Below are 21,806 nucleotides of genomic sequence, written 5' to 3' on the forward strand. Positions count from 1 at the left end.
GCCCCCGGCCCCGCCACCTCCACGGCCGCCCGCGCGGCGTCGCGGGCCACGTCCAGGGCGCGCCGGTCCGTGCCCACCGCCAACTGGACGCGGACGACGCCGCCACCGTCGGTGATCTCCACCGCCCGCGCCGGGCCGCCGAGGGCGCCGGACAGGGCCAGCACACCGGGAACGGCCAGCACCGCCGCCGCCACCGCCGCGCCCGGTCCGGACCCGGGGGCGGTGCCGGGCACGGACGCCGGGGGAGCGGCGCCGGCCGGGGGCGCCGCGTCCGGCAGCAGCCCCGTCACCTCCACGTCGACGGCCGCGACGTCCAGCCCGAGCCGTTCCGCGGCGGCCGTCGCCAGGGCCGCCCGCACCGCGTCGGCGGACTCCCGCAGGGGCCGTTCCGCGCTCACCGCCACGCTCGCCCCGATCCGCAGCGGCCCCGGTGGCAGCCCGCTCGGTGGCGGCGGCACGCCGGCCGCCCCGGCCGCCCCGGCCGTGACGCCGCCACCGGCCGGCCCGATCCGCAGCGCGTCCGCCCGCGCCCCCGCGACCGACCCGGCGGCGCGCAGCAGCAGCGCCGCCGCCGCGCTCTCCGCCACCCACGCGCCGTCCTCCGGAGCCCCGAGCGGCAGCAGCCTCCCCAGGCTCAACTGCCGCCGCACCTCCCGCAGCAGCGGGTCCGAACCCATGTGCGCTCACCTTCGTCAACCCCGGTCGCACTCAACCGCCCGGAGTGGGGTACACAGCATCTCGTATGCATGGGCTACCCGGTCGCGGATCGTTCGCGCGCCACCCGTTCGGGGCGCGTGGCCGCGTGGCGGGCCCGTGCGCACGCTTAGGGTGGCCGTGGGGCGGCGGGCCGGAACCGCCGCCAGGAAAGGGGCGAAGGCGAAGTGACCGACACCAGCACGGAGGGGACCGGCACCACCACCATCGACGCGGCCGGCAAGCAGGTGGCGCGCCGGGGCAGCGGCGATCCGGCCACCCGGGGCCGGACCACCATCGCGGACGGAGTCGTGGCCAAGATCGCCGGCATGGCGGCGCGCGACGTGGTCGGCGTCCACGCCATGGGCAGCGGACTGGCCCGCACGTTCGGCGCGGTCCGCGACCGGGTGCCCGGCGCGAGCAAGTCCGCGACGCGCGGCGTCAAGGCCGAGGTCGGCGAGGTGCAGACCGCTCTCGATCTCGAAATCGTTGTGGAGTACGGCGTATCCATCGCCGATGTATCCCGTACGGTACGGGAGAACGTGATTTCGGCCGTCGAGCGGATGACCGGTCTCGAAGTCGTCGAGGTCAACATCAACGTGGGCGATGTGAACCTGCCCGAGGGCGAAGAGGACGACGACGACGAGCGGCCCCCGTTGCAGTAGGCGGTCGGCAGCGGAGCGGAGTAGCACATCATGAGCATGGCTGTGGTCGGCATGATCGCCGGCATGGCGCTGGGATTCGCCGGGTATTTCGGCGGCTTCCCGGCCTTCCTGCTGGTGGCGTCGCTCGGCACCATCGGGTTCTTCGTCGGCCGCTTCGTCGACGGCGACCTGGAGCCGGGCGACTTCTTCCGCGTCCGGGACCGCGACGACGACCGGCGGCGGTGACCGACGTGACCGAGCCGGTGGTGCCCGCCGCGGAGCGCGGCGTGACGCGGATCGCCGAGCGGGTCGTGGCCAAGCTCGCGGCCCAGGCGGCGCGCGAGGCGCTGCGCGCCGGGGGCCCGGGAGCGTCCGGGCCGCCCGGCGCGGCCGGTGCGGCCCGGGATGCCTCCGCGCCGCACCGGGGCGGCGGCCCGCGCGCCACCGCCACGATCAGCCGCCCGCCCGGCGCCGACGGAACGGGCGGCCTCGCGACCGTCCGGGTCGCCGTCGAGCTCGGCTACCCTTCCGACATCGGCGCCCAGTGCCGCTCGGTGCGCCGCCATATCGCTGCCACGATCCGGGAGTTGGCCGGAATGGAGACGTCCGACGTGCTCGTCGCCGTGGAACGGCTGCACTCCGTCCACTTCCGCGGCGACGCCGTCTCCGGGAGGGTCCAGTGACCGAGCCCGCGCACGATCCCGGGGAGGGCACGGGCGCGCCCACGCTGGAGAAGACGACCGCCACCACCGGCACCGCGGGCGGGGAGACGGAGGAGGGCGGCCTGGCCCAGTCCGCCTCCGCCGCGCGGTTCGAGCCGGGCGGCGCGAGCGACGGACCCGCCGGCCGCTTCTGGTCCGTGCGCCGGGTGCCCGCCGCCCTGGTCGCCACCGTCCTGCTCGGCGCGTCCGGCGTCCTGCTCTACGACATCGCCACCGTCCGGGCCGACGGCACGGCCGCCGCGTGGCGCCGCACGCTCGCCGACGAGCTGGCCACCCGCCGGTTGGACGACCCCTGGGTCGTCTCCTGCGCCGCCGCGGCCATGCTGATCGGGATCTGGCTCATGGCGCTCGCCACCACCCCCGGGCTGCGCGGCCTGCTGCCGATGCGGCAGGACAGCGACGAGATGCGCGCCGGGATCGAACGGTCCGCCGCCGCGGTGGTGCTGCGCGACCGGGCCATGGAGGTCTCCGGCGTCCAGTCGGTCCGCGTCCGGGTCGGCCGGCGCCGGATCCAGGTGCTGACCGAGGCGCACTTCCGGGAGCTGGACGCCGTCCGCTCCGACCTCGACGCCGTGCTGGAGCAGGGCATCCGGGAGCTGGGCCTGGCCCGGCAGCCGGCGCTGAGCGTGCACGTCCGCCGCCCGCCGAAGCGGTGACGGGCGGACGGTGGCCGACGATGACGGGCGGACGGTGACGGTGACCCAAGGAGAGCCATGCTGCGGATCGTGAACCGGGTCCTGATCGGCCTGACCGGCCTCGTCCTCTTCGGCACGGGCCTGGCGGCCGTCGTCGCGGCCCTGGACCTGCCCGACCGCTGGGGCGTCGGCATGCCGTCCGGCTGGTCCTGGCGCGCCCCCGAGGACGTGCTGCTGACCCACACCGACCGCACCCAGTGGCGCGACGAGAGCTGGTGGTGGCCGGTGGTCATCGGCGGCCTGGCCCTGCTGGTGCTGCTCTGCCTCTGGTGGCTGCTGGCCCAGCTCCGCAGGCGCCGCCTCACCGAGATCCTGGTCGACAGCGGCGACGGCGTCGGCGCCCTGCTGCGCGGCCGGGCCATGGAGGACGTGCTGGCCGCCGAGGCCGAGGCCCTGCCGGGCATCGACCGCGCCCGCGTCACCCTGATCGGCCGCCGCAACCAGCCCCGGGTCAGGATCGGCCTGCTGCTGGCCCCCCAGGCCAGCCCCGACCAGGTGGTCCACCGCCTGCGCACGGAAGCCGTCCACCACGCCCGTGTCTCCGCCGGTCTGGCCGCCCTCCCCACCGAGGCCCGCCTCCGCCCGGCGAAGCACTCCCCGGAACGCGTGAGCTGAGCGGCACCGCCGCCCACGCGCCCTGCCGTCCCGCCGTCAGGACTCGGTGATGTCGATGTGGTGCGGCTTGGCCGCCTGTGCCTTGGGGACGGTCACGGTCAGCACCCCGTCGGCGAGGTTCGCCCGCACCTCCCCGGTCTTCACCTCGCCGGGCAGCAGGGCCCGGTACTCGAAGTGCCCGGTGTGCCGGGTGCCACGGCGCAGCACGCCCTCCGGCTCGCGCTCCCGCCGTTCCCCGGTGATGCGCAGCTCCCGGTCGCTGATCTCGACGTCGATGTCCTCGCGTTGGATGCCGGGCACCTCCGCCTCTATCACGTAGGCGTCGTCGGTCTCGTGCAGGTCCGCCGGCGGCGCCCACGCCATCATTCCGGCCGTGGCGGGCGCCATGGGGACGGTTTCCAGCAGCCGGTTCATGCGGTCGAAGAGGGCGTCGAACTCGGTGGCGAGGGGCTCGCCCCAGCCGAGGGACGGCAACGGCCTCTCCGGCAGCCTGCCGGGCCGGCGTCGTACGGGCAGCGTCATCGCGCTTCACCTCCACGGAACGGACAAACGTCTCATTCCGATAGTGCGCATGCCGGTGCCCCTCCGGCGACCCGGGCGGCCGGAACCCCGCCCGCGCCGCTACGCCGACGCCGCCCCCACCGACTCCCCGGCGCGCGCCGGGGCGGCGGCGGCCTTCCCGCCCCGGCCCGACCTGATGTCCTGCACCTCGCGGCGCAGCAGCAGGAACCAGCCCACCGGGACGCCGCCCGCGAACAGCCACCACTGGAGCGCGTACGCGAAGTGCGACCCGATGCCCGTGTGATCCGGCTCCGGCAGCAGCTCCGGCTGCTCCTCCGGGTCGGCCGGAGCCGGGGACGTCTCCGTCAGCTCCAGGTATCCGCCGAGCATCGGCAGACCCGTCACCCCGGCCCGCTCCTGGCTGTCGATCATCATGACCATGCCGTCCGGCAGGCCCTCGCGGTCCCTGATCCCCGTGGTGCCGGTGCTCTCGTCGGCCATCAGCCGCCCGGTGACCGTCACCTCGCCCGCGGGCGGGGCCGCCACGTCCGGCACCCGCGTGTAGTCGTTCCCGGCGGGCACGAAGCCCCGGTTCACCACCACGCCCGTGCCGTCTGCCTGCACCAGCGGCGTCAGCACGTAGTACCCCACGGCGCCGTCCGGGCCCGACCGCTGCCGGACCACCACCTCGGCGTCCGTGTCGTAGACCCCGGTCGCCGTGACCGGCCGGTACCGGTCGTCCGGGTCGGGCGCGCCGCCCGCCGACGTCAGCTCGCTCATCGGCACCGGGTCGGCGGCCAGGCTGCGGGCGATCAGCTCGTTCCGCTCGACCCGCTGCTCGTGGCGACCGAGCTGCCAGAACCCCAGCCAGATCAGGCACGGGATCATGGCCAGGGAGACGAGGGTGAGGAGCACCCACTGCCGGGACAGCAGAAACCGGTACACAGCTCCCGACGGTACCCGAGCGGTCTCAGTCCCCGGCCGCCGGGGCCACGTCGCGCAGGAGCTGCGCGAACGCCGCCTCGTCCAGGATCGGCGTCCCGTACGCCCGCGCCCGCGCCACTTTCGTCGTCGCGGCGTCCGGGTCGTTGCTCACCAGCAGGCTCGTCAGCCGGGACACGCTCGTCGCCACGTGCAGCCCCGCCGCCACGGCCTGGTCCTCCAGCAGCTCCCGGTCCACCGACGTGTCACCCGAAAAGGCGACGCGCATGCCCTGCCGCAGCCTCCCGCCCGGCTCGTACCGCCCGGGGTTCGGGTGCGGGCACGGCGGGCGCCGCTTCGCGGGCCGCCACCCGCCGCGCCACGCCGCCCGCCCCGGCCCCGTGCCCGCGCCCGGACCGCCCACCGGGGAGTCCGTCCACTCCGTGATCGGGCGGCACGCCAGCAGCGGCAGCCGCAGCCCCCGCGCCGCCGCCCGGTGCAGGCTCGGCCGGAACGCCTCCGCCAGCACCCGCGCGTCGTCCAGCGCGTGGTGGGCCCGGCGCTGCGCGATCCCGAAGTGGGCGGCCAGCGTCTCCAGCTTGAAGTTCTCCAGCGGCAGCCCCAGCGCCTTGGACAGCGCGATCGTGCACAGCCGCTGCTCCACGGGCGCGGTCCGGGAGGCCCGCGCGAACTCCCTGGCGATCATGGACCAGTCGAACACCGCGTTGTGCGCGACGAGCACCCGGCCCGCCAGCCGCTCCCCGAACTCCCCGGCGATCTCCGCGAAGAGCGGCGCGTCCGCCAGCATCGCGGCGGTCAGCCCGTGGATCCACACCGGCCCGGGATCACGCTGCGGGTTCACCGTCGTGTACCAGTGGTCCTCGACGTCCCCGGTCGCCGTCAGCCGGTACACCCCGGCGGACACGATCCGGTCCTCCCGCGCCAGCCCCGTCGTCTCGACGTCCACCACCGCGTAACCGCCCGGATACTCCGCGGGCCAGGACCGGTGATCGGACTGCTGGGCCGGGACATGGGCCAGGGCCGCCTGGTGGTCTTCGAGCATGGTCCCTGAGGATACGGCCCGCCACCGACACCGGCCGTACGACGGCACGGAGTTGAGACACCGTCGGATCCTTTCCCGGCCCCTTACCACCCCGTGTCCCGCTGATCAACTCCCGCTGGACGCCGGGCGTGCCGTACGCTGCCGTACATGCTCCTCGACACCTATGGGCGGACCGCCACCGACCTCCGGGTCTCGCTGACCGACCGGTGCAATCTCCGCTGCACGTACTGCATGCCGGAGGAGGGGCTGGCCTGGCTGGCCAAGCCCGACCTGCTCACCGACGACGAGATCGTCCGGCTGGTGGGCATAGCCGTGACGCGCCTGGGCGTCACCGAGGTCCGGTTCACCGGCGGGGAGCCCCTGCTGCGCCCCGGGCTGGTCGGCATCGTCGAGCGCTGCGCGGCGCTGCGGCCCCGCCCCAGGCTCTCCCTGACCACCAACGGCATCGGGCTGGAACGCACGGCCGCCGCCCTCCGCGCGGCCGGCCTCGACCGGGTCAACGTCTCCCTCGACACCACCGACCCCGCCGTCTTCCAGCGCATCACGCGCCGCAAGCGCCACGCCGACGTGCTGCGCGGCCTCGCCGCCGCCAAGGCCGCCGGGCTCACCCCGGTCAAGGTCAACGCGGTGCTGATGCCCGGCCTCAACGACACCGAGGCCCCCGACCTGCTCGCCTGGGCCATCGAGCACGGCTACGAGCTGCGGTTCATCGAGCAGATGCCGCTGGACGCCCAGCACGGCTGGCAGCGCGCGGAGATGATCACCGCCGGGGACATCCTCGCCTCGCTGCGCACCCGCTTCGCCCTCACCCCCGAGGAGGACGCCGAGCGCGGCTCCGCCCCGGCCGAACGCTGGCTGGTCGACGGCGGCCCGCACCGCGTCGGCGTCATCGCCTCCGTCACCCGCCCGTTCTGCCGCGCCTGCGACCGCACCCGGCTGACCGCCGACGGGCAGGTGCGCACCTGTCTGTTCGCCCGCGAGGAGTCCGACCTGCGCGGCGCCCTGCGGTCCGGCGCCGACGACGCGGAGATCGCGCGGCTGTGGCAGGTCGCGATGTGGGGCAAGAAGGCGGGCTCGGGCCTGGACGACCCGGCGTCGTTCGAGCAGCCCGGCCGCCCCATGTCAGCGATCGGCGGCTGACTCCTCCCACCGCTCCAGCGGCACGACGTCCTTCAGGAACCCCCGCACCCCCAGGAACGACGACAGGTGCTCGCGGTGCTCCTCGCACGCCAGCCACGTCTTGCGGCGCTCGGGCGTGTGCAGCTTCGGGTTGTTCCAGGCCAGAACCCAGACGGCCGTCTCGCGGCAGCCCTTGGCGGAGCAGATCAGCGGATCGCGCGGGGATGCGGTCGGGGACGCGTTCGTCACATCAGACACGGAACTCACCCAACATCATCACGGACATAGGGCGACGCCGGGCAGCCACGGGGGGAGCCGCCCGGCGTCGGTCCGTCGCTCCGACGGGGGATACGGAGCGCTCTTGAAGTATGACATGCAATGCACCCACCGATGCACCCGATGGTCCGAATTGAACTGACGTTTTCCCGACCTTGACGCAAGCCAAGCGATCGGAAGACCGAACTCCGTTTGTGATCATCGTTCTTCGTCGGTGGAGCCGCCCGGCGGCAAGGAATGCCGGGCCGGTCCGGTGAGGAAGGCGGACGGCAGCGAGGGCGCGTTCTCCCGGCCCGCGTTGGCGATGACCACGGCGACGTACGGCAGCACCGCGCCCAGGACCAGCGTCACGGCGGCGAGCGGCGTGCTCACGTTCCACAGCAGGACGGTGAGGAGCACCGCCACGGTCCGGATCAGCATCGAGACGACGTAGCGGCGCTGCCGCCCGCGCACGTCCTCGTCCAGGCTCTGCCGGGCCTCGGTGATCCGGTACACCGTCCCCGGCGCGGCCCCCGCCTTGCGTCGCAGGCTCATCGCCATCGCCACCATCCCTCTCCGCCTCCAGGCTAGCCCCGGACCAGGGCCAGCTTCCGCCCGGCCTTGAGGTAGATCCCGTCCGGCGCCCCGGCCGCGGCGGCGAGGTGCTCGGCGACGACATCGCCCAGCGGGCGCAGCGCGTCGGCCTCCGGCAGCACGGCCGAGGTCTGGTCCCCGCCGGTCTGCAGGACCAGGCGCAGCCCGTTCTGCTTGGCCAGCCGCCGGGCGGCCGAGGCGCTGGGGGTGAACTCCAGGACCTTGGTGAGCACCGTCGCGATGCCCTCGGCGCCGTGCTCGGCCAGATCGACCTCGGGCAGCGTGGTGACGTCGGTGAAGCTCTTCCGCGAGAACTGCGCGGTGAAACCGGCCCGCGCCGCCATCGCCGCCTCCACCCCGTACAGGACGGCGACGACCTCGCCCGCCAGGACCTTCTTCAGGTCCATGGGGTGCAGCGAGCCGTCCGCCAGCCGCGCGCGCACGGCCGCCAGCTCGGCGTCCGTCCACTCGGTCCAGGCCCGCAGGTACGGCTCGATCAGGCGGTCCGGGACGGACATGACCTTGCCGAACACGTCGTCGGCCGGGGCGGAGAGGGCGATGTAGTTCCCCTTGGACTTCGACATCTTCGCGCCGGAGCCGTCGGTGCCCTCGATGAGCGGCATGGTGACGATCATCTGCGGCTCCAGGCCGTAGATCTCCATCACGCGCCGGCCCATCTGGATGTTGAGGAGCTGGTCGACACCGCCCAGCTCCACGTCCGCGTCGATCTCGGCGGAGTCGATGGCCATGGCGACGGGGTAGATCAGCTCCGACATGGACAGCCCGTGCCCGGCCTCCAGCCGGGTGCGGAAGTCGTCGCGCTGGAGCAGGGCCGAGGCGGAGACCTGGGAGAGGATGCCGATCAGCTTCGGCAGCGTGATCCCGGCCAGCCACTCGCTGTTGTGCCGGACGCGGACGCGCTCGAAGTCGAAGAACGGCCTCACCTGCGACCGGTACCCGGCCAGGTTCCGCGCGATGTCCTCGTCCGTCAGTGGCGGCCGTTCCGTGGAGCGGCCCGACGGGTCACCGATCTTGGCGGTGATGTCCCCGATGATCAGCGTCACGTCGTGGCCCATGCGCTGGAAGCGGCTGAGCACGATGATCGGCACCGCGTGCCCCAGGTGCACGTCCACGGCCGTGGGGTCGATGCCGAGCTTGACGTGCAGCGCACCCTTGTCCTCGATGCGCCGCGCCAGCTTCTCGGCGGACGGCAGGACGTCGACGGCCCGCGAGGCGATCAGCGCGGCCTGCTCGGCGGGGGAGAGGTCCGTGAGGTCGAGATACCGCCGGGCGCCGGTCTCCTCCAGAAGCTGCCGCACGAGGGTGTCGGAGGAGAGATCCTGAGCCAGCAGCGCGGAAGCGCGCCGCACGGATTCGCCGAGGCGTGTCACGTCGTCGTCCTGAAAAGTTGATGCGAGGTTACGGGTCCCGGCCATCCTACGGCCCGCCCTTTCCGGCCCGCCGGGCGAGCGTGCGGCGGTACGGCCCGGTGCCGGTTCGCCGCTCGGCTGACCGGGCCGTACCCGGCCCGGTCTCCGCGTCCCGCCTCCGCACGCGGCTCACCGAGGACGATCTGTCCCGGGAGACGTGGTGGCGGAGTGCGGCGAGGGCTTCCTCACGCGTCCCGCCCATCGCGGTGAGGAGCCGTGCTCCCCACCGCACCGTGCGCCGGTCTCAGCACCGAAACAAGAGAGGCCCCTTCCCGCCGGAGGCTGTGACCCGCCGCCCCCGGACCCGGACCTGACGCCCGTGCCGTGCGCCTCCGCCGGCCGGCCGCGTCATGCCCGTGGCGGAAGCGCACAGCGCGGGCGTCTCTCACACGCCCGGGCTCACCGAGCTCATGTTGAACTCCGGCACCCGCAGGGCGGGCATCGCCGTCCGGGAGAAGTAGTCGCCCCACTCCCGCGAGCGGCAGCGTTCCGTCCGGCCCGCCTCCGTGGCGCGGCCCAGCAGGTCGACCGGGGACTCGTTGAAGCGGAAGTTGTTCACCACGCCCGTCACCTCCCCGTGCTCCACCAGGTACACCCCGTCCCGCGTCAGCCCCGTCAGCAGCAGCGTCATCGGGTCGACCTCCCGGATGTACCAGAGCGAGGTGATCAGCAGTCCGCGCTCCGTCGCCGCCACCATCTCCGCCAGTGAGCGCGGCCCGCCGCCCGCCAGGATCAGGTTGTCGGCCGACGGTGCCAGGGGCAGGCCGGTCAGTTCGGCCGTGTGGCGCGTCGTCGGCAGCCGCCGCAGCACGCCCTCCTCGATCCAGTCCGTCCGCGTCACCGGCTGGCCGTTGTCGAACACCGAGCCGACCGGGAAGAAGAAGGCCGCCGAGGACCGCGCCACCGTGAACGGCACCGTCCGGAGCCCCGGCGCCGCCGGGTCGCTGAAGAGCGTCAGCGGCAGCGCCGCCAGGCGTTCGCCCACGCGCGTGCCGCCGCCCGGCTTGCTGAAGACCGTGCGGCCCTCGTGCGCGTTGCGGGCGTCGGCCGTCCAGTGCTGGTAGATCAGCAGGTCCGCCACCGACGTCGGCGGCAGCAGCGTCTCGTACCGGCCCGCCGGGAGGTCGATCCGGCGCTCCGCCCACGCCAGCCGCGTCGCCAGGTCCGCGTCCAGCGCGGCCGGGTCCACGTCCCGGAAGTCGTCCGTCGGCAGCGTGACGTACGACGAACGGGCCCGGTCGGGCGACTTGGCGTTCAGCTCCACGCTGCCCGTCGGCTGGTCGTGCCGCAGCCGCAGGCCGCTCGACGTGCCCAGATACGTCGAGACCACCGCGTGACTGGCGAAACCGAACAACTCGCGGCCCTCCGCCCGCGCCCGCGCGAACGTCTCGCCCAGCGCCGGGGCGAAGTCCGCGAAGACCTCCGGCGAGGTCTCCCCGGCGGGCGCGGCGAAGTCCGGCGACTCCGGGACGCCCCCGACCAGCGGCCGGGCGTCCTCCGCCGGCGGCGACTGCCGCGCCGCCTCCTCGGCGGCCCGCACCAGCGGCCCCAGCTCCGCCGCCGTCACCGCCGTCCGGGACACCACGCCGGACGACGCGCCGTCCACCGCGATGACGGTGACCCGGCGCCCGCGCGTCACGCCGTTCGTCGTCAGGGCGTTGGCCGCCCACCGCAGGTTCGCCGTGGACTCCTCCTCCACGATCACCACCGTCGCGTCCGCCCGCGACAGTGCCAGGGCCCGTTCGACGATCTCGTGAGGTGCGATGCTTCCCGCGCTCATCGGCCCGACTCCCGTGTGGTGTTGAGGATGGTGACACCACGGAACAGCGCGCTCGGGCAGCCGTGCGACACGGCCGCGATCTGGCCCGGCTGCGCCTTCCCGCACATGAACGACCCGCCCAGCACGTACGTCTGCGGGCCGCCGACCGCCTCCATCGAGCCCCAGAAGTCCGTCGTCGTGGCCTGGTAGGCGACGTCCCTGAGCTGCCCGGCCAGCCGTCCCTTCTCGATCCGGAAGAAGCGCTGCCCGGTGAACTGGAAGTTGTGCCGCTGCATGTCGATCGACCACGAGCCGTGTCCCACCACGTAGATGCCCCGGTCCACGCCCGCGATCAGCTCCTCGGTGTCCGGCCCGCCCGGCGCCGGCCGCAGCGAGACGTTCGCCATGCGCTGCAGCGGCACGTGCGCCGGCGAATCCGCGAACGCGCAGCCGTTGGACCGCTCGAAGCCCGACAACCGCGCGGTGCGGCGGTCCGTCTGATAGCCGACGAGGACGCCGTCCCGCACCAGGTCCCAGGACTGGGTGCGCACCCCCTCGTCGTCCCAGCCGATGGTGGCCAGGCCGTGCTCCACCGTCCGGTCCCCGGTCACGTTCATGATCGGTGATCCGTAGCGCAGCGTCCCGAGCCGGTCGAACGTGGCGAACGACGTCCCGGCGAACGCCGCTTCGTACCCCAGCGCCCGGTCCAGCTCCGTGGCGTGGCCGATCGACTCGTGGATGGTGAGGAAGAGGTTCGACGGGTCGACCACCAGGTCGTAACGGCCCGCCTCGACCGAGGGCGCGGCCATCTTGGCGGCCAGCAGCTCCGGCATCCCGGCCAGTTCGGCGTCCCAGTCCCAGCCGGTGCCCGTCAGGTACTCCCAGCCGCGCCCGGCCGGCGGCGCCAGGGTGCGCAGCGAGTCGAACCGGCCGCTGCCGGAGTCCACGGCCGTCGCGGTGAGTTCGGGCTGGACGCGCACCCGCTGCTGCGTGGTCACGGTGCCCGCCGTGTCGGCGTAGAACTTGTTCTCCTGCACGGCCCACAGCCGCGCGTCGACGTGGCTGACGCCCCGGGCGGCCAGCAGCCGTTCGCTCCACTCGGTGAGCAGCGCGGTCTTGTCGGCGTCGGGGACGTCGAAGGGGTTGATCTCGTAGGAGGAGATCCAGGTCTGCTCGCCGTAGGCGGGCTCGGGGGCCAGCTCCACCCGCTCGCCGGAACCGGCCGCCGCGATGATCTTCGCGGAGAGCCGGGCCATCGCGACCGCCTGCGCGGCGACGCGCGCCGCGCCGTCCATCGTCATGTCGACACCGGCGGCGAATCCCCAACTGCCGCCGTGCACCACGCGCACCGCGTAGCCGGTGACGGTGGTGTCCTCGGCACCGGACGGCCGCGCGTCGCGCAGCACCCGGCTGGCGCTGCGCACCCGTTCGAGACGGAAATCCGCGTGGTCCGCCCCCAGCGCCCGCGCCCGGGCCAGGGCGGCGTCGGCCAGCGGGCGCAGGGGGAGCGAGAGGAACGATTCATCGATGGTTCTGGGCACGGTGTCTCCTGTCCGTAGCCAGCTGAAGGTGGCGGGGGCGGTGGGCGTGCGGCCCCCGCATACGATCATGCCGTTCGCGTTCGCCTCTGCACAGGCGGCCCGCCGCCGCGCGACACCCGGCCTGTGGACATCCCACAGGGCCTTGCCGGGCCCCCTGTGACGTACCCGCTTCTCATCGCCCTGGCGGGGCGGATAGCGTTTGTGCGAAGCGAACGACGCAGCGAGATCGACGTACAACGCAGAGAGAAGGTGGTCCCTTGAGCCGCTCGGTACTCGTGACCGGAGGCAACCGCGGGATCGGTATGGCCATTGCCCGCGCCCTCGCCGACGCCGGCGACAAGGTCGCCATCACCTACCGCACCGGCGAACCTCCCGAGGAGCTCACCGAGCTGGGCTGCCTGCCGGTGAAGTGCGACATCACCGACCCCGAGCAGGTCGAGCAGGCGTACAAGGAGATCGAGGCCGCACACGGCCGGGTCGAGGTGCTGGTGGCCAACGCCGGCATCACCCGCGACCAACTGCTGCTGCGCATGACGGAGGAGGACTTCACCGCCGTCCTCGACACCAACCTGACCGGCACCTTCCGCGTCGTGAAGGCGGCCTCGCGCGGCATGCTGCGCGCCCGCTCGGGCCGCATCGTGCTGATCTCGTCCGTCGTCGGCCTGCTGGGCTCGGCGGGCCAGGCCAACTACGCCGCGGCCAAGGCGGGCCTGGTCGGTTTCGCGCGGTCCATCGCGCGGGAGCTGGGCTCCCGGGGCATCACCTGTAACGTCGTCGCCCCGGGCTTCGTCGACACCGAGATGACCCGGGCCCTCGGCGAGGAGCGGCGCGCGGAGATCGTCTCCCAGGTCCCCCTGGGGCGTTACGCCCAGGCCGAGGAAGTCGCCGCCGTGGTGCGCTTCCTGACCTCCGACGAGGCCGCGTACATCACTGGAGCCGTCATCCCGGTTGACGGCGGATTGGGCATGGGGCACTGACTATGAGCGGACTGCTGGCCGGAAAGCGCATCCTCGTCACCGGGGTGCTGACCGAATCCTCGATCGCCTTCCACACCGCCAGGCTGGCGCAGGAGGAGGGCGCCGAGGTGCTGCTGACCGGCTTCGGCCGGATGACCCTGGTGGAGCGGATCGCCAAGCGCCTGCCGAAGCCGGTGCCGGTCATCGAGCTCGACGTGCAGAACCAGGAGCACCTGGACACCCTCGCCGCCCGCGTCACCGAGCACTTCGGCGAGGGCATCGGCCTGGACGGCGTGGTGCACTCCATCGGGTTCGCGCCCCAGGACGCCCTGGGGGGCAACTTCCTGAACACCGGCTGGGAGTCGGTCGCCACGGCGGTCGAGGTCTCGGCGTACTCGCTGAAGTCGCTGACCATGTCCCTGCTGCCGCTCCTCGAACGGCGTGGCGGCTCGGTCGTCGGCATGGACTTCGACGCGCAGGTCGCCTGGCCCAAGTACGACTGGATGGGCGTGGCCAAGGCCGCCCTGGAGGCCACCTGCCGCTACCTCGCGCGGGACCTCGGCGGGAAGAACATCCGCGTCAACCTGGTCTCGGCCGGGCCGATCAAGTCGATGGCCGCCAAGTCGATCCCGGGCTTCGAGGAGCTGGCGGACGTGTGGAACACCCGCGCGCCGATCGGCTGGGACGTGACGGACCCGGAGCCGTCGGCGCGCGGCGTGGTGGCGCTGCTGTCCGACTGGTTCCCGAAGACGACGGGCGAGATCGTCCACGTGGACGGCGGCGTCCACGCGATGGGCGCCTGACCGCGGGAGCCGCTGCCCGCCCCGCGTGCCCGGCCGTCGATCAGGCGGTGGCACGCGGGGCGGCGGCGGCCCGGCAGGTCAGGGCGTACGAGCCCGCCTCCGCCGCCGCGGCGTCCGCGTCCCCGGCCCGGATCGCCGCCACCAGCCGGCCGTGGTCCACGTGGCCGTCCGGCCGCAGCTCGTCGCCCACGTCCTGGCGCAGGGCCTCGCGCACCACCGTGCCCAGGTCCGCGTAGAGGGCGGTCAGCACCTCGTTGTGCGACGCCTTGACGACCGCCATGTGGAACGTGGTGTCCGCCGCCACGAAGCGCTCCACGTCCCCGGCCGCCCATGCCGCGTCCCGCCGCGCGAGCAGCGCCTCCAGCTGCCGCAGCTCGCCCGGCGTGCGGCGCAGCGCGGCCAGCCGTCCCGCCGCCGCCTCCAGGGTGCTGCGCACCTCGGCGACGTCCCGCGGCGCCGCGTCCGCGAAGCGGCGGTGCATCACCCCGGCCAGCTCGCTGGTGGCGATCACATAGGTCCCCGAGCCCTGCCGGATGTCCAGCAGCCCGTTGTGGGCCAGGGCGCGGATGGCCTCCCGCACGGTGTTCCTGGCGACCCCGAGCTGCTCGACCAGCTCCGGCTCGGTGGGGATGCGCGAGCCGATGGGCCACGTGCCGGAGGTGATCTCGTGGCGCAGCTGCCCGATCACCTGGTCGGCCAGGGCGGAACGGCGGGGCGCGGTCAGTGACATAACTCTCCCGGGACATCCGGATCCCCCTGCCGGGAGATTCATCCCATGATTCTATGATGATGTCTATGGAGCTGACGAAGGACGACCGTACTCTCCAGCAGACTTCCCCCACGACCGCCCCCCCGGCACGGCGCGGCGCCGTGGCTCGTCGCCGCCGGGCTGGTGCTGGCGGCGTTCAACCTCCGCCCCGCCATCTCCGGCCTCGGCCCGGTGCTCGCCGAGATCCGCGCCGACCTCGGCATGAGCGGGACCGTGGCCGGACTGCTGACCTCCGTGCCCGCGCTGTGCTTCGGCCTCTTCGGCATCGCCGCGCCCCGCCTGGCCGCGCGCTTCGGCCCGGTCGCCGTCGTGGTGGCCGGACTGACCGCCGTCGCCACCGGCCTCGCGCTGCGCTCGCTGTCCGGCTCCACCCCCCTCTTCGTGGCGACCACCGCGCTGGCGCTGGCCGGCATCGCCGTCGGCAACGTGCTGATGCCGGTCCTCGTCAAGCGGTACTTCTCCGACGACCGGGCCGGCCCGGTCACCGGCCTGTACGCCACGGCCTTCGCGCTGGGCACCGCCGGCGCCGCCGCCCTCACCATCCCGGTCACCGACGCCGCGGGGGACAACTGGCGCGTCGGCCTCGGCGTCTGGGCCGCCGCCGCGGCCGTCGCCGTGCTGCCCTGGCTCGCCGTGCTCCGCCGCGACCGCGCCCGCGACCTGCCCGGTGGCCCCGCGCCGGCCCGGCCGGGCCCCGACGCGGCGGCGCCCCGCGCCCTCGTCCGCTCCCACACCGCCCGGGCGCTCGCCCTCTTCTTCGGCCTCCAGGCCACCGCCGCCTACGTCACCCTCGGCTGGGTCCCGCAGATGTTCCGCGACGCGGGCGTCTCCGCCGGCACCGCGGGACTGCTGCTCGCCGTGATCATGGGCGTCGGCGCGCCCCTCGGCTTCGTCCTGCCGCGCCTGGCGACCCGGCTGCGCCACCAGGGCCCGCTGGTGGCCTTCCTCGGCGTCTGCGGCCTGGCCGGCTACGCGGGCCTCTGGCTCGCCCCCGGCGCCGGCGCCTGGGCGTGGGCGGTACTGCTCGGCGTCTCCAACTGTGCCTTCCCCGTCGCCCTCACCCTCATCGGCCTGCGGGCCAGGACCGCCCCCGGCGTCGTGCGGCTGTCCGCCTTCGCCCAGAGCACCGGCTACCTGCTGTGCGTCCCGGGCCCGCTGCTCGTCGGCACGCTCAACGAGGCCACCGGCGGCTGGCGCGCGCCGCTCGCCCTGATGGCCGCGCTGATGGTCGCGCAGATCGCGGCCGGGGTGCACGCCGGGCGGGACCGGTGCGTGGAGGACGACGCGTGAGTGGGAGAATCCCCTCATGCCAGTCCTCGACCCCAACCCGACCGGCGGCCAGCGCAAGCTGCTCCTCGTCCTCGGCGCGATGCTCGCCATCACCGTCGTCATCGGGATCGTCGCCACCGTCGCCGCCCCCTGACCCGCCCCGCGGCCTCCCGGGCGGGCCCGGGGTGGTGGTAACCCCACCATCCCCTAGGGGGCCAGGTTCAGGGCCGACTGGGTGGGTCACCGGATGGGCCGCGCGGCCGCGTCTCCGTAAGTTCTCGGGCAACGGTCCGAAGCGACGGATGGAGACCACCGCATGGCCGCCCACGCCCCCCGATCCGGTCCGGAGATCCGCCTCCGCTGGTGGGTCCTCACCCTCCCGGCGATCGCCTTCGCCGCCCTGCTCAGCCTCCAGTTCTGCGCCACCGAGGCGCGGGCCGCGGACGGCCCGCGGCCCGTCACCGAACTGGTCGACCACGTCTGGCGGAGCTGGCTGCCGTGACCTGCGGCGGGATTCCCAACCCCCCGCGCCCCACGGCACCTTTCGTGCGAAGCTGGGGCACATGAGCGTCGAAGTTCCCCGCAGGATCGTTCTCCTCCGACACGCCAAGGCCGACTGGCCGCAGGTGTCCGACCACGACCGGCCGCTCGCCGAGCGCGGCCGGAAGGACGCCCCCGTGGCCGGACGCTGGCTGGCCGGAGCCGGCATCACCCCCGAGCTGACCCTCTGCTCCACCGCCACCCGCGCTCGCGAGACCTGGAAGCTGTGCGCCCCCGAGCTGCCCAGACGGCCGAAGACGGTCTACGACGAGCGGCTCTACGAGGCTTCCGTCGGCGAGCTGATCGCCGTGATCAACGGCGTCGACGACGAGGTCAGGGACCTGATGCTCGTCGGGCACAACCCCGCCGTCCACGGCCTGGCCGACGCCCTCGCGGGCCGGGCCGAGGGGGACGCCCTGGCCCGGATGAACCGCCTCGGATACCCCACCTCGGCCATCGCCGTGCTGTCCCTGACCGGGACGTGGAAGTCCGTGGAGCACGGCGTCGCGACCCTCGTCGCCTTCTGGACGCCGTACGAGTGACGCCGCCGCACGCGCGCCGACGTCCGGCGCGCGGGGCTCAGCCCTGCGCGTCCGCGGCCTCGACTTCCTCCCGGGTGATCCCCAGCAGATACAGCACCGTGTCCAGGAACGGAACGGTCACCGCGGTGTGCGCCGCCTCCCGCACCACGGGCTTGGCGTTGAACGCGACGCCGAACCCGGCCGCGTTCAGCATGTCCAGGTCGTTGGCCCCGTCACCGATCGCCACCGTCCGCGACAGCGGCACCCCGGCCTCGGCGGCGAACCGCCGCAGCAGCCGCGCCTTGCCCGCCCGGTCCACGATCTCCCCGGTGACCCGGCCGGTGAGCTTGCCGCCGGCGATCTCCAGCGTGTTGGCCGCGGCGAAGTCCAGGCCCAGACGGTCCCGCAGCGCGTCCGTCACCTGCGTGAAGCCGCCGGAGACGATGCCGACCTGACAGCCGAGACGTTTCAGTGTCCGGATCAGGGTCCGCGCCCCCGGCGTCAGCCGCACCTCGGAGCGGACCTTGTCCACCACCGACTCGTCCAGCCCCGCCAGCAGCGCCACCCGCGCGTGCAGCGACTGCTCGAAGTCCAGCTCGCCCCGCATCGCCGCGGCCGTGACCGCCGCGACCTCGGCCTCGCAGCCGGCGTGCGCGGCGAACAGCTCGATCACCTCGTCCTGGATGAGCGTGGAGTCCACGTCCATCACGACCAGCCGCGGCGCCCGCCGCTGGAGCCCCGAGGCCACCACCGCCACGTCAACCGCCCGCGCCGCCGCCTCGGCGGCCAGCTCGCCGCGCAGCCGCTCGGTGGGCACGCCCGAGACGTCGAACTCCACGGCCGTCACCGGGTACTTCGCCAGCCGGTAGATCCGGTCGATGTTGCCGCCCGCCGCCGTTATCCGCGCCGCGATGGCCGCCGTCGTGTCGGCCGTCAGTGGGTGGCCCAGCACGGTGACGTGGGAACGGCCGGTGCCGCGCGCGGGGTTGTCACCGGTGCCGGAGATGATCTCGGCCTGGAGCCGCGCGGACTCCGCCCAGGCGTGCACGGTGGCCCGCAGCTCGCCCTCGGAGCAGGGCCCGGAGCGGGCGGGGGGCGCGGTCACCAGGGCGCACAGCGTGATTCTGCCGCGGGTGACGACCTGCTCGATGTCGATGACGTCCACCGCGAAGGCGGCCAGGGTCTCGAAGAGCCCGGCGGTGAGGCCGGGCCGGTCCTTGCCGAAGATCTTCACCAGCAGAGTGGGGATGTCCTCTTCGGCCGAGTGCGTAGAGATCATGGTGCTTTTCACGGTAGCCGGTACGGACCGCCGGACCGTGTCATGTCCGGCCCCTGGACACGGCAACGAGATGAACGTCACGGAGCCGCTGACACCGTGCACCAGCTTCGTCACTTTCGGGGGGCGGGTTACCGTCAAGGCCCCGGGCCTGGAATAGTTCCCCCACGATGCAACCATCCCAGACCTCCCCGCGGGGGTCTCTCGGGGGACAATCTTTGTGGGGCATGGAGTGCCGGAACTCGTACTCGAATTGAACGGACAAACCTGGACATTGGATCCCACCAGGGCGTACCACCTGGGCAGGGATCCACAGGGTGACTTCGTGCTGCAGGACGCCCGCGTCTCCTGGCGCCACGCCACGGTGCGCTGGGGCGGCCAGGGCTGGGTCCTGGAGGACCACGGCAGCACGAACGGAACGTACATGCAAGGGCAGCGCGTCCAGCAGGCCGCGCTCGGACCGGGCGCGGTCGTCCATCTCGGCAACGCCACGGACGGTCCCCGGCTCACCTTCTCCGGGGTCCCCTCCATAGCCCAGCACCAGGCACCGGCCGCGGCCATGGCCGGACCGCCCCCGGGGATGCCGCAGCAGCAGCCCGGGTTCCCGCAGCAGCAGCCGGAGCAGGGCTGGGGAGCCACCGGCGCCATCGACCGCGGCGCCACCAGCCTCCACATGCTCGCCGTCGGCCAGGTGACCCGGATCGGCCGCGCGCTGGAGAACGAGCTGGTCGTCTCCGACCTGCAGGTCTCGCGCTTCCACGCCGAGTTCCTCGCGCACCCCGACGGCCGCTTCGAGATCCACGACCTCGGCAGCCACAACGGCACCTACGTCAACGGCCAGCAGCTGGAGAAGGGCGGCCGGCGCTACCTCGGGCCGACCGACACCGTCGGCGTCGGCCACTCCACGTTCCGGCTCGTCGGCAACCAGCTCCAGGAGTTCATCGACACCGGTGAGGTCTCCTTCTCGGCCCGCCACCTCACGGTCAAGGTCAACAACGGCCAGACGACCATCCTGAACGACGTCTCCTTCGGCGTCCCGGAGAAGTCGCTCATCGGCGTCATCGGCCCCTCCGGCTCCGGCAAGTCGACGCTGCTGCGGGCCCTCACCGGCTACCGCCCGGCCACCTACGGCGAGGTCCTGTACGACCACCGGAACCTCTACACGCACTTCGCCGAGCTGCGTCACCGCATCGGCCTGGTGCCGCAGGACGACATCCTGCACACCGCGCTGCCCGTCCGGCAGGCGCTGCGGCTGGCGGCCAAGCTCCGCTTCCCCGGCGACGTCGGCGAGGCCGAGCGCAACGCCCGCGTGGAGGAGGTGCTCGCCGAGCTGAAGCTCAGCCCGCACGCGACCAAGCGCATCCACTCCCTCTCCGGCGGCCAGCGCAAGCGCGTGTCGGTGGCGCTGGAGCTGCTGACCAAGCCGTCGCTGATCTTCCTGGACGAGCCCACCTCGGGCCTCGACCCGGGCATGGACCGCGACGTGATGCAGCTCCTGCGCGGCCTGGCCGACGACGGCCGCACCGTGCTCGTCGTCACCCACTCCGTGGCCGAGCTGGGGCTGTGCGACCGGGTGCTGGTCATGGCGCCCGGCGGCGGCGTGTCCTACTTCGGCCCGCCGGACGAGGCGCTGGGCTTCTTCGGCTACGACAACTGGGCCGACGTCTTCTCCGCCTTCGAGAACTACCGCGACTTCGACTGGATGGGCCGCTGGCGCGGCTCCCAGCACTACCAGATGTACGCCGCGGACGTGGACGCCGTGCACCCGCAGGTGGCCCCGCCGCAGTTCCACCCCATGGGCGTCATCCAGCAGAAGGCCCAGACCTGGGGCTCCCAGGTGTGGACGCTGATGCGCCGCTACGCGGCGGTCATCATGGCCGACAAGGGCTTCCTCGGCCTCACCCTGGCGCTGCCCATCGTCCTCGGGCTGGTCAGCACGTTCGTCCCGGCCGACCACGGCCTGGGCCCCGGCGCGCCCGAGAACGGCTACCGCAACGGCGACGCCAGCATCATCCTGCTGATCCTCGTCGTCGGCATGTGCTTCACCGGCTCCGCCAACGCCGTCCGCGAGCTGATCAAGGAACGGACGATCTACGAGCGAGAACGTGCCGTCGGCCTGTCACGCTCCGCGTATCTGATGTCCAAGGTCTTCGTGCTCGGCATCGTCACCGTCATCCAGGGGCTCATCCTGGGCCTCATCGGCCTGGTCCCCCGGGACATCCCCCTGGACGGGGTGATCTTCTCGCCCATGGCGGAGCTGATCATCGTGCTGACGGTGCTCGGCTGCACCTCGATGATGCTGGGCCTGGTGATCTCGGCCCTGGTCCGCACCTCCGAGATGACCATGCCGCTGCTGGTCATGATCTCGGTGGTCCAGCTCGTCTTCACCGGCGCCCTGTTCCAGGTCCACGGCAGCCTCGGCGTCGAGCAGATCGCCTGGCTGATGCCGTCCCGCTGGGCCCTGGCCGGCGCCGTGCTCAGGCCGTCGCCGGAGGCGTGCCGGGAGGCATCAGTACCAGTGGTTGGCCTGCCAGAACGCCCACGCCTCACACGGGCTGCCGTAGCGCTCGTTCATGTAGTCCAGACCCCACTCGATCTGGGTCGCCGGGTTCGTCTTCCAGTCGGAGCCGGCCGTCGCCATCTTCGACGCGGGCAGGGCCTGCACCAGGCCGTAGGCGCCGCTGGACGGGTTGACCGCCGTGTGGTCCCAGTCGCTCTCGTGGTCGACGATGTTCTTGAAGCACTGGAACTGCGTGTCGTTGTCGATCATCTCGCGGGCGATGTCCTGTGCGTTCTCCGCGGCGCTCGCGGCGCTCGCGGTGCCGGAGACCCCGGTGACACCGAGCACCGCGGCGGACGCGGTGACGATGCCGGCGGTCATGATCCGGCGGGCGCGGGACGGGGTCGGGCGCAGCGCGGTACGAAGGGACATGGAGTGCTGACCTCTGCTTCCGGCCGTATCGGGAAACGGCCTCGATCGGGGACGACGCCCATTCTTAGCGACCCCGGAAAAGCGGGGCAAAGACCCCTTTTACGACCCGGCCTAGGAGACCCCGCGCCCACCCGGGACCGTCCCGGGACCCTGCCGGGACCGGCCCCGCGCGGCCCCCGGCGCACCCC

At 73.4% G+C, this 21,806-nt stretch carries 24 protein-coding genes and 1 pseudogene; 13 read left to right on the forward strand and 12 right to left on the reverse strand.

All coding sequences use genetic code 11. The annotated features are described in order from the left end of the window. Nucleotides 1–677: nucleopolyhedrovirus P10 family protein (locus ACSNOC_RS20860; protein WP_436749044.1), on the reverse strand; the 677-nt coding region annotated here is incomplete at its 3' end. 243 nt (nucleotides 678–920) lie between these two features. Between ACSNOC_RS20860 and ACSNOC_RS20865 the strand changes: the two genes are divergently transcribed. The 5 genes from ACSNOC_RS20865 to amaP are packed head-to-tail and all read left to right on the forward strand — an operon-like array spanning nucleotide 921 to nucleotide 3,369. Continuing rightward, nucleotides 921–1,358 carry an Asp23/Gls24 family envelope stress response protein gene (locus tag ACSNOC_RS20865; RefSeq protein WP_436749066.1) on the forward strand — a complete coding sequence of 146 codons (438 nt, stop codon included), beginning with the start codon at nucleotides 921–923 and terminating at the stop codon, nucleotides 1,356–1,358. Nucleotides 1,359–1,388: 30 nt separating this feature from the next. Beyond that, nucleotides 1,389–1,583 carry a hypothetical protein gene (locus ACSNOC_RS20870; protein ID WP_436749045.1) on the forward strand — a complete coding sequence of 65 codons (195 nt, stop codon included), beginning with the start codon at nucleotides 1,389–1,391 and terminating at the stop codon, nucleotides 1,581–1,583. Further along, on the forward strand, nucleotides 1,580–2,020 hold the full coding sequence (locus tag ACSNOC_RS20875) for a hypothetical protein (protein ID WP_436749046.1): 441 nt from the start codon (nucleotides 1,580–1,582) through the stop codon (nucleotides 2,018–2,020). Before ACSNOC_RS20870 ends, ACSNOC_RS20875 begins: the two co-directional genes overlap by 4 nt. Further along, nucleotides 2,017–2,715, forward strand: a complete 699-nt coding sequence (locus ACSNOC_RS20880; protein ID WP_436749047.1) for a DUF6286 domain-containing protein — start codon at nucleotides 2,017–2,019, stop codon at nucleotides 2,713–2,715. The genes ACSNOC_RS20875 and ACSNOC_RS20880 overlap by 4 nt, the downstream gene beginning before the upstream one ends. 57 nt (nucleotides 2,716–2,772) lie before the next feature. Then, entirely contained in the window at nucleotides 2,773–3,369 is a 597-nt protein-coding gene (amaP, locus tag ACSNOC_RS20885; RefSeq protein WP_436749048.1) for an alkaline shock response membrane anchor protein AmaP, read from the forward strand. Nucleotides 3,370–3,405: 36 nt separating this feature from the next. Here amaP and ACSNOC_RS20890 read toward each other — a convergent pair whose 3' ends face one another. The 3 genes from ACSNOC_RS20890 to ACSNOC_RS20900 form a co-directional block, all read right to left on the reverse strand. Continuing rightward, entirely contained in the window at nucleotides 3,406–3,891 is a 486-nt protein-coding gene (locus tag ACSNOC_RS20890) for an Hsp20/alpha crystallin family protein (RefSeq protein WP_436749049.1), read from the reverse strand. A 99-nt stretch (nucleotides 3,892–3,990) separates the two neighbouring features. Further along, nucleotides 3,991–4,815, reverse strand: a complete 825-nt coding sequence (locus ACSNOC_RS20895) for an SURF1 family cytochrome oxidase biogenesis protein (RefSeq protein ID WP_436749050.1) — start codon at nucleotides 4,813–4,815, stop codon at nucleotides 3,991–3,993. 25 nt (nucleotides 4,816–4,840) lie between these two features. Next, nucleotides 4,841–5,854, reverse strand: a complete 1,014-nt coding sequence (locus ACSNOC_RS20900) for a DEDDh family exonuclease (protein ID WP_436749051.1) — start codon at nucleotides 5,852–5,854, stop codon at nucleotides 4,841–4,843. Nucleotides 5,855–6,001: 147 nt separating this feature from the next. Between ACSNOC_RS20900 and moaA the strand changes: the two genes are divergently transcribed. Further along, nucleotides 6,002–6,994: a GTP 3',8-cyclase MoaA gene (moaA, locus tag ACSNOC_RS20905; protein ID WP_436749052.1), complete on the forward strand. Its 993-nt coding sequence runs from the start codon at nucleotides 6,002–6,004 to the stop codon at nucleotides 6,992–6,994. Here the strand turns inward: moaA and ACSNOC_RS20910 are convergent. From ACSNOC_RS20910 to ACSNOC_RS20930, 5 genes are all read right to left on the reverse strand, one after another. Continuing rightward, nucleotides 6,977–7,231: a hypothetical protein gene (locus ACSNOC_RS20910; protein WP_436749053.1), complete on the reverse strand. Its 255-nt coding sequence runs from the start codon at nucleotides 7,229–7,231 to the stop codon at nucleotides 6,977–6,979. The genes moaA and ACSNOC_RS20910 overlap by 18 nt on opposite strands. 216 nt (nucleotides 7,232–7,447) lie before the next feature. Beyond that, entirely contained in the window at nucleotides 7,448–7,783 is a 336-nt protein-coding gene (locus ACSNOC_RS20915) for a DUF3099 domain-containing protein (RefSeq protein WP_436749054.1), read from the reverse strand. Nucleotides 7,784–7,815: 32 nt separating this feature from the next. Further along, on the reverse strand, nucleotides 7,816–9,213 hold the full coding sequence (gene tyrS / locus ACSNOC_RS20920) for a tyrosine--tRNA ligase (protein WP_436749055.1): 1,398 nt from the start codon (nucleotides 9,211–9,213) through the stop codon (nucleotides 7,816–7,818). 424 nt (nucleotides 9,214–9,637) lie between these two features. Next, on the reverse strand, nucleotides 9,638–11,032 hold the full coding sequence (locus ACSNOC_RS20925) for a metallopeptidase TldD-related protein (protein ID WP_436749056.1): 1,395 nt from the start codon (nucleotides 11,030–11,032) through the stop codon (nucleotides 9,638–9,640). After that, on the reverse strand, nucleotides 11,029–12,552 hold the full coding sequence (locus tag ACSNOC_RS20930) for a TldD/PmbA family protein (RefSeq protein WP_436749057.1): 1,524 nt from the start codon (nucleotides 12,550–12,552) through the stop codon (nucleotides 11,029–11,031). Before ACSNOC_RS20930 ends, ACSNOC_RS20925 begins: the two co-directional genes overlap by 4 nt. Nucleotides 12,553–12,809: 257 nt before the next feature. Between ACSNOC_RS20930 and fabG the strand changes: the two genes are divergently transcribed. Together fabG and fabI are read left to right on the forward strand one after the other, a co-directional pair. Next, complete coding sequence (gene fabG, locus ACSNOC_RS20935; protein ID WP_436749058.1) at nucleotides 12,810–13,529, forward strand: 3-oxoacyl-[acyl-carrier-protein] reductase; 720 nt, start codon at nucleotides 12,810–12,812, stop codon at nucleotides 13,527–13,529. A 2-nt stretch (nucleotides 13,530–13,531) separates the two neighbouring features. Continuing rightward, on the forward strand, nucleotides 13,532–14,311 hold the full coding sequence (gene fabI, locus ACSNOC_RS20940; protein WP_436749059.1) for an enoyl-ACP reductase FabI: 780 nt from the start codon (nucleotides 13,532–13,534) through the stop codon (nucleotides 14,309–14,311). A gap of 40 nt (nucleotides 14,312–14,351) precedes the next feature. Here the strand turns inward: fabI and ACSNOC_RS20945 are convergent, their stop codons facing one another. Continuing rightward, a complete protein-coding gene (locus ACSNOC_RS20945) occupies nucleotides 14,352–15,041 on the reverse strand; it encodes a FadR/GntR family transcriptional regulator (RefSeq protein WP_436749060.1) in 690 nt (229 codons plus the stop codon). 162 nt (nucleotides 15,042–15,203) lie between these two features. Here ACSNOC_RS20945 and ACSNOC_RS20950 point away from each other — a divergent pair, with 162 nt between their 5' ends. The 4 genes from ACSNOC_RS20950 to ACSNOC_RS20965 all read left to right on the forward strand — a co-directional run bounded on the left by ACSNOC_RS20950 (nucleotide 15,204) and on the right by ACSNOC_RS20965 (nucleotide 17,431). Next, nucleotides 15,204–16,370: a CynX/NimT family MFS transporter gene (locus ACSNOC_RS20950; RefSeq protein ID WP_436749061.1), complete on the forward strand. Its 1,167-nt coding sequence runs from the start codon at nucleotides 15,204–15,206 to the stop codon at nucleotides 16,368–16,370. A gap of 16 nt (nucleotides 16,371–16,386) precedes the next feature. Beyond that, nucleotides 16,387–16,503, forward strand: a complete 117-nt coding sequence (locus tag ACSNOC_RS20955) for an SGM_5486 family transporter-associated protein (protein WP_436749062.1) — start codon at nucleotides 16,387–16,389, stop codon at nucleotides 16,501–16,503. Between the two features lie 162 nt (nucleotides 16,504–16,665). Beyond that, nucleotides 16,666–16,851: a hypothetical protein gene (locus ACSNOC_RS20960; RefSeq protein WP_436749063.1), complete on the forward strand. Its 186-nt coding sequence runs from the start codon at nucleotides 16,666–16,668 to the stop codon at nucleotides 16,849–16,851. Between the two features lie 61 nt (nucleotides 16,852–16,912). Further along, on the forward strand, nucleotides 16,913–17,431 hold the full coding sequence (locus ACSNOC_RS20965) for a SixA phosphatase family protein (protein ID WP_436749064.1): 519 nt from the start codon (nucleotides 16,913–16,915) through the stop codon (nucleotides 17,429–17,431). A 37-nt stretch (nucleotides 17,432–17,468) separates the two neighbouring features. On the opposite strand, the gene serB is transcribed toward ACSNOC_RS20965, so the two are convergent. Beyond that, nucleotides 17,469–18,689, reverse strand: coding sequence for a phosphoserine phosphatase SerB (gene serB, locus ACSNOC_RS20970; RefSeq protein ID WP_436749065.1), 1,221 nt, complete (start codon nucleotides 18,687–18,689; stop codon nucleotides 17,469–17,471). A 229-nt stretch (nucleotides 18,690–18,918) separates the two neighbouring features. On the opposite strand from serB, the pseudogene ACSNOC_RS20975 reads away from it, so the two are divergent. Continuing rightward, nucleotides 18,919–21,159: pseudogene (locus ACSNOC_RS20975) on the forward strand (FHA domain-containing protein); the annotation flags it as partial. A gap of 36 nt (nucleotides 21,160–21,195) precedes the next feature. On the opposite strand, the gene ACSNOC_RS20980 reads toward ACSNOC_RS20975, so the two are convergent. Then, nucleotides 21,196–21,618, reverse strand: a complete 423-nt coding sequence (locus ACSNOC_RS20980; RefSeq protein WP_436749067.1) for a transglycosylase SLT domain-containing protein — start codon at nucleotides 21,616–21,618, stop codon at nucleotides 21,196–21,198. Nucleotides 21,619–21,806 lie beyond the last annotated feature (188 nt).

The organism is Streptomyces sp. URMC 129 (genome assembly GCF_051386415.1).
In the GTDB taxonomy this organism is placed as follows: domain Bacteria; phylum Actinomycetota; class Actinomycetes; order Streptomycetales; family Streptomycetaceae; genus Streptomyces.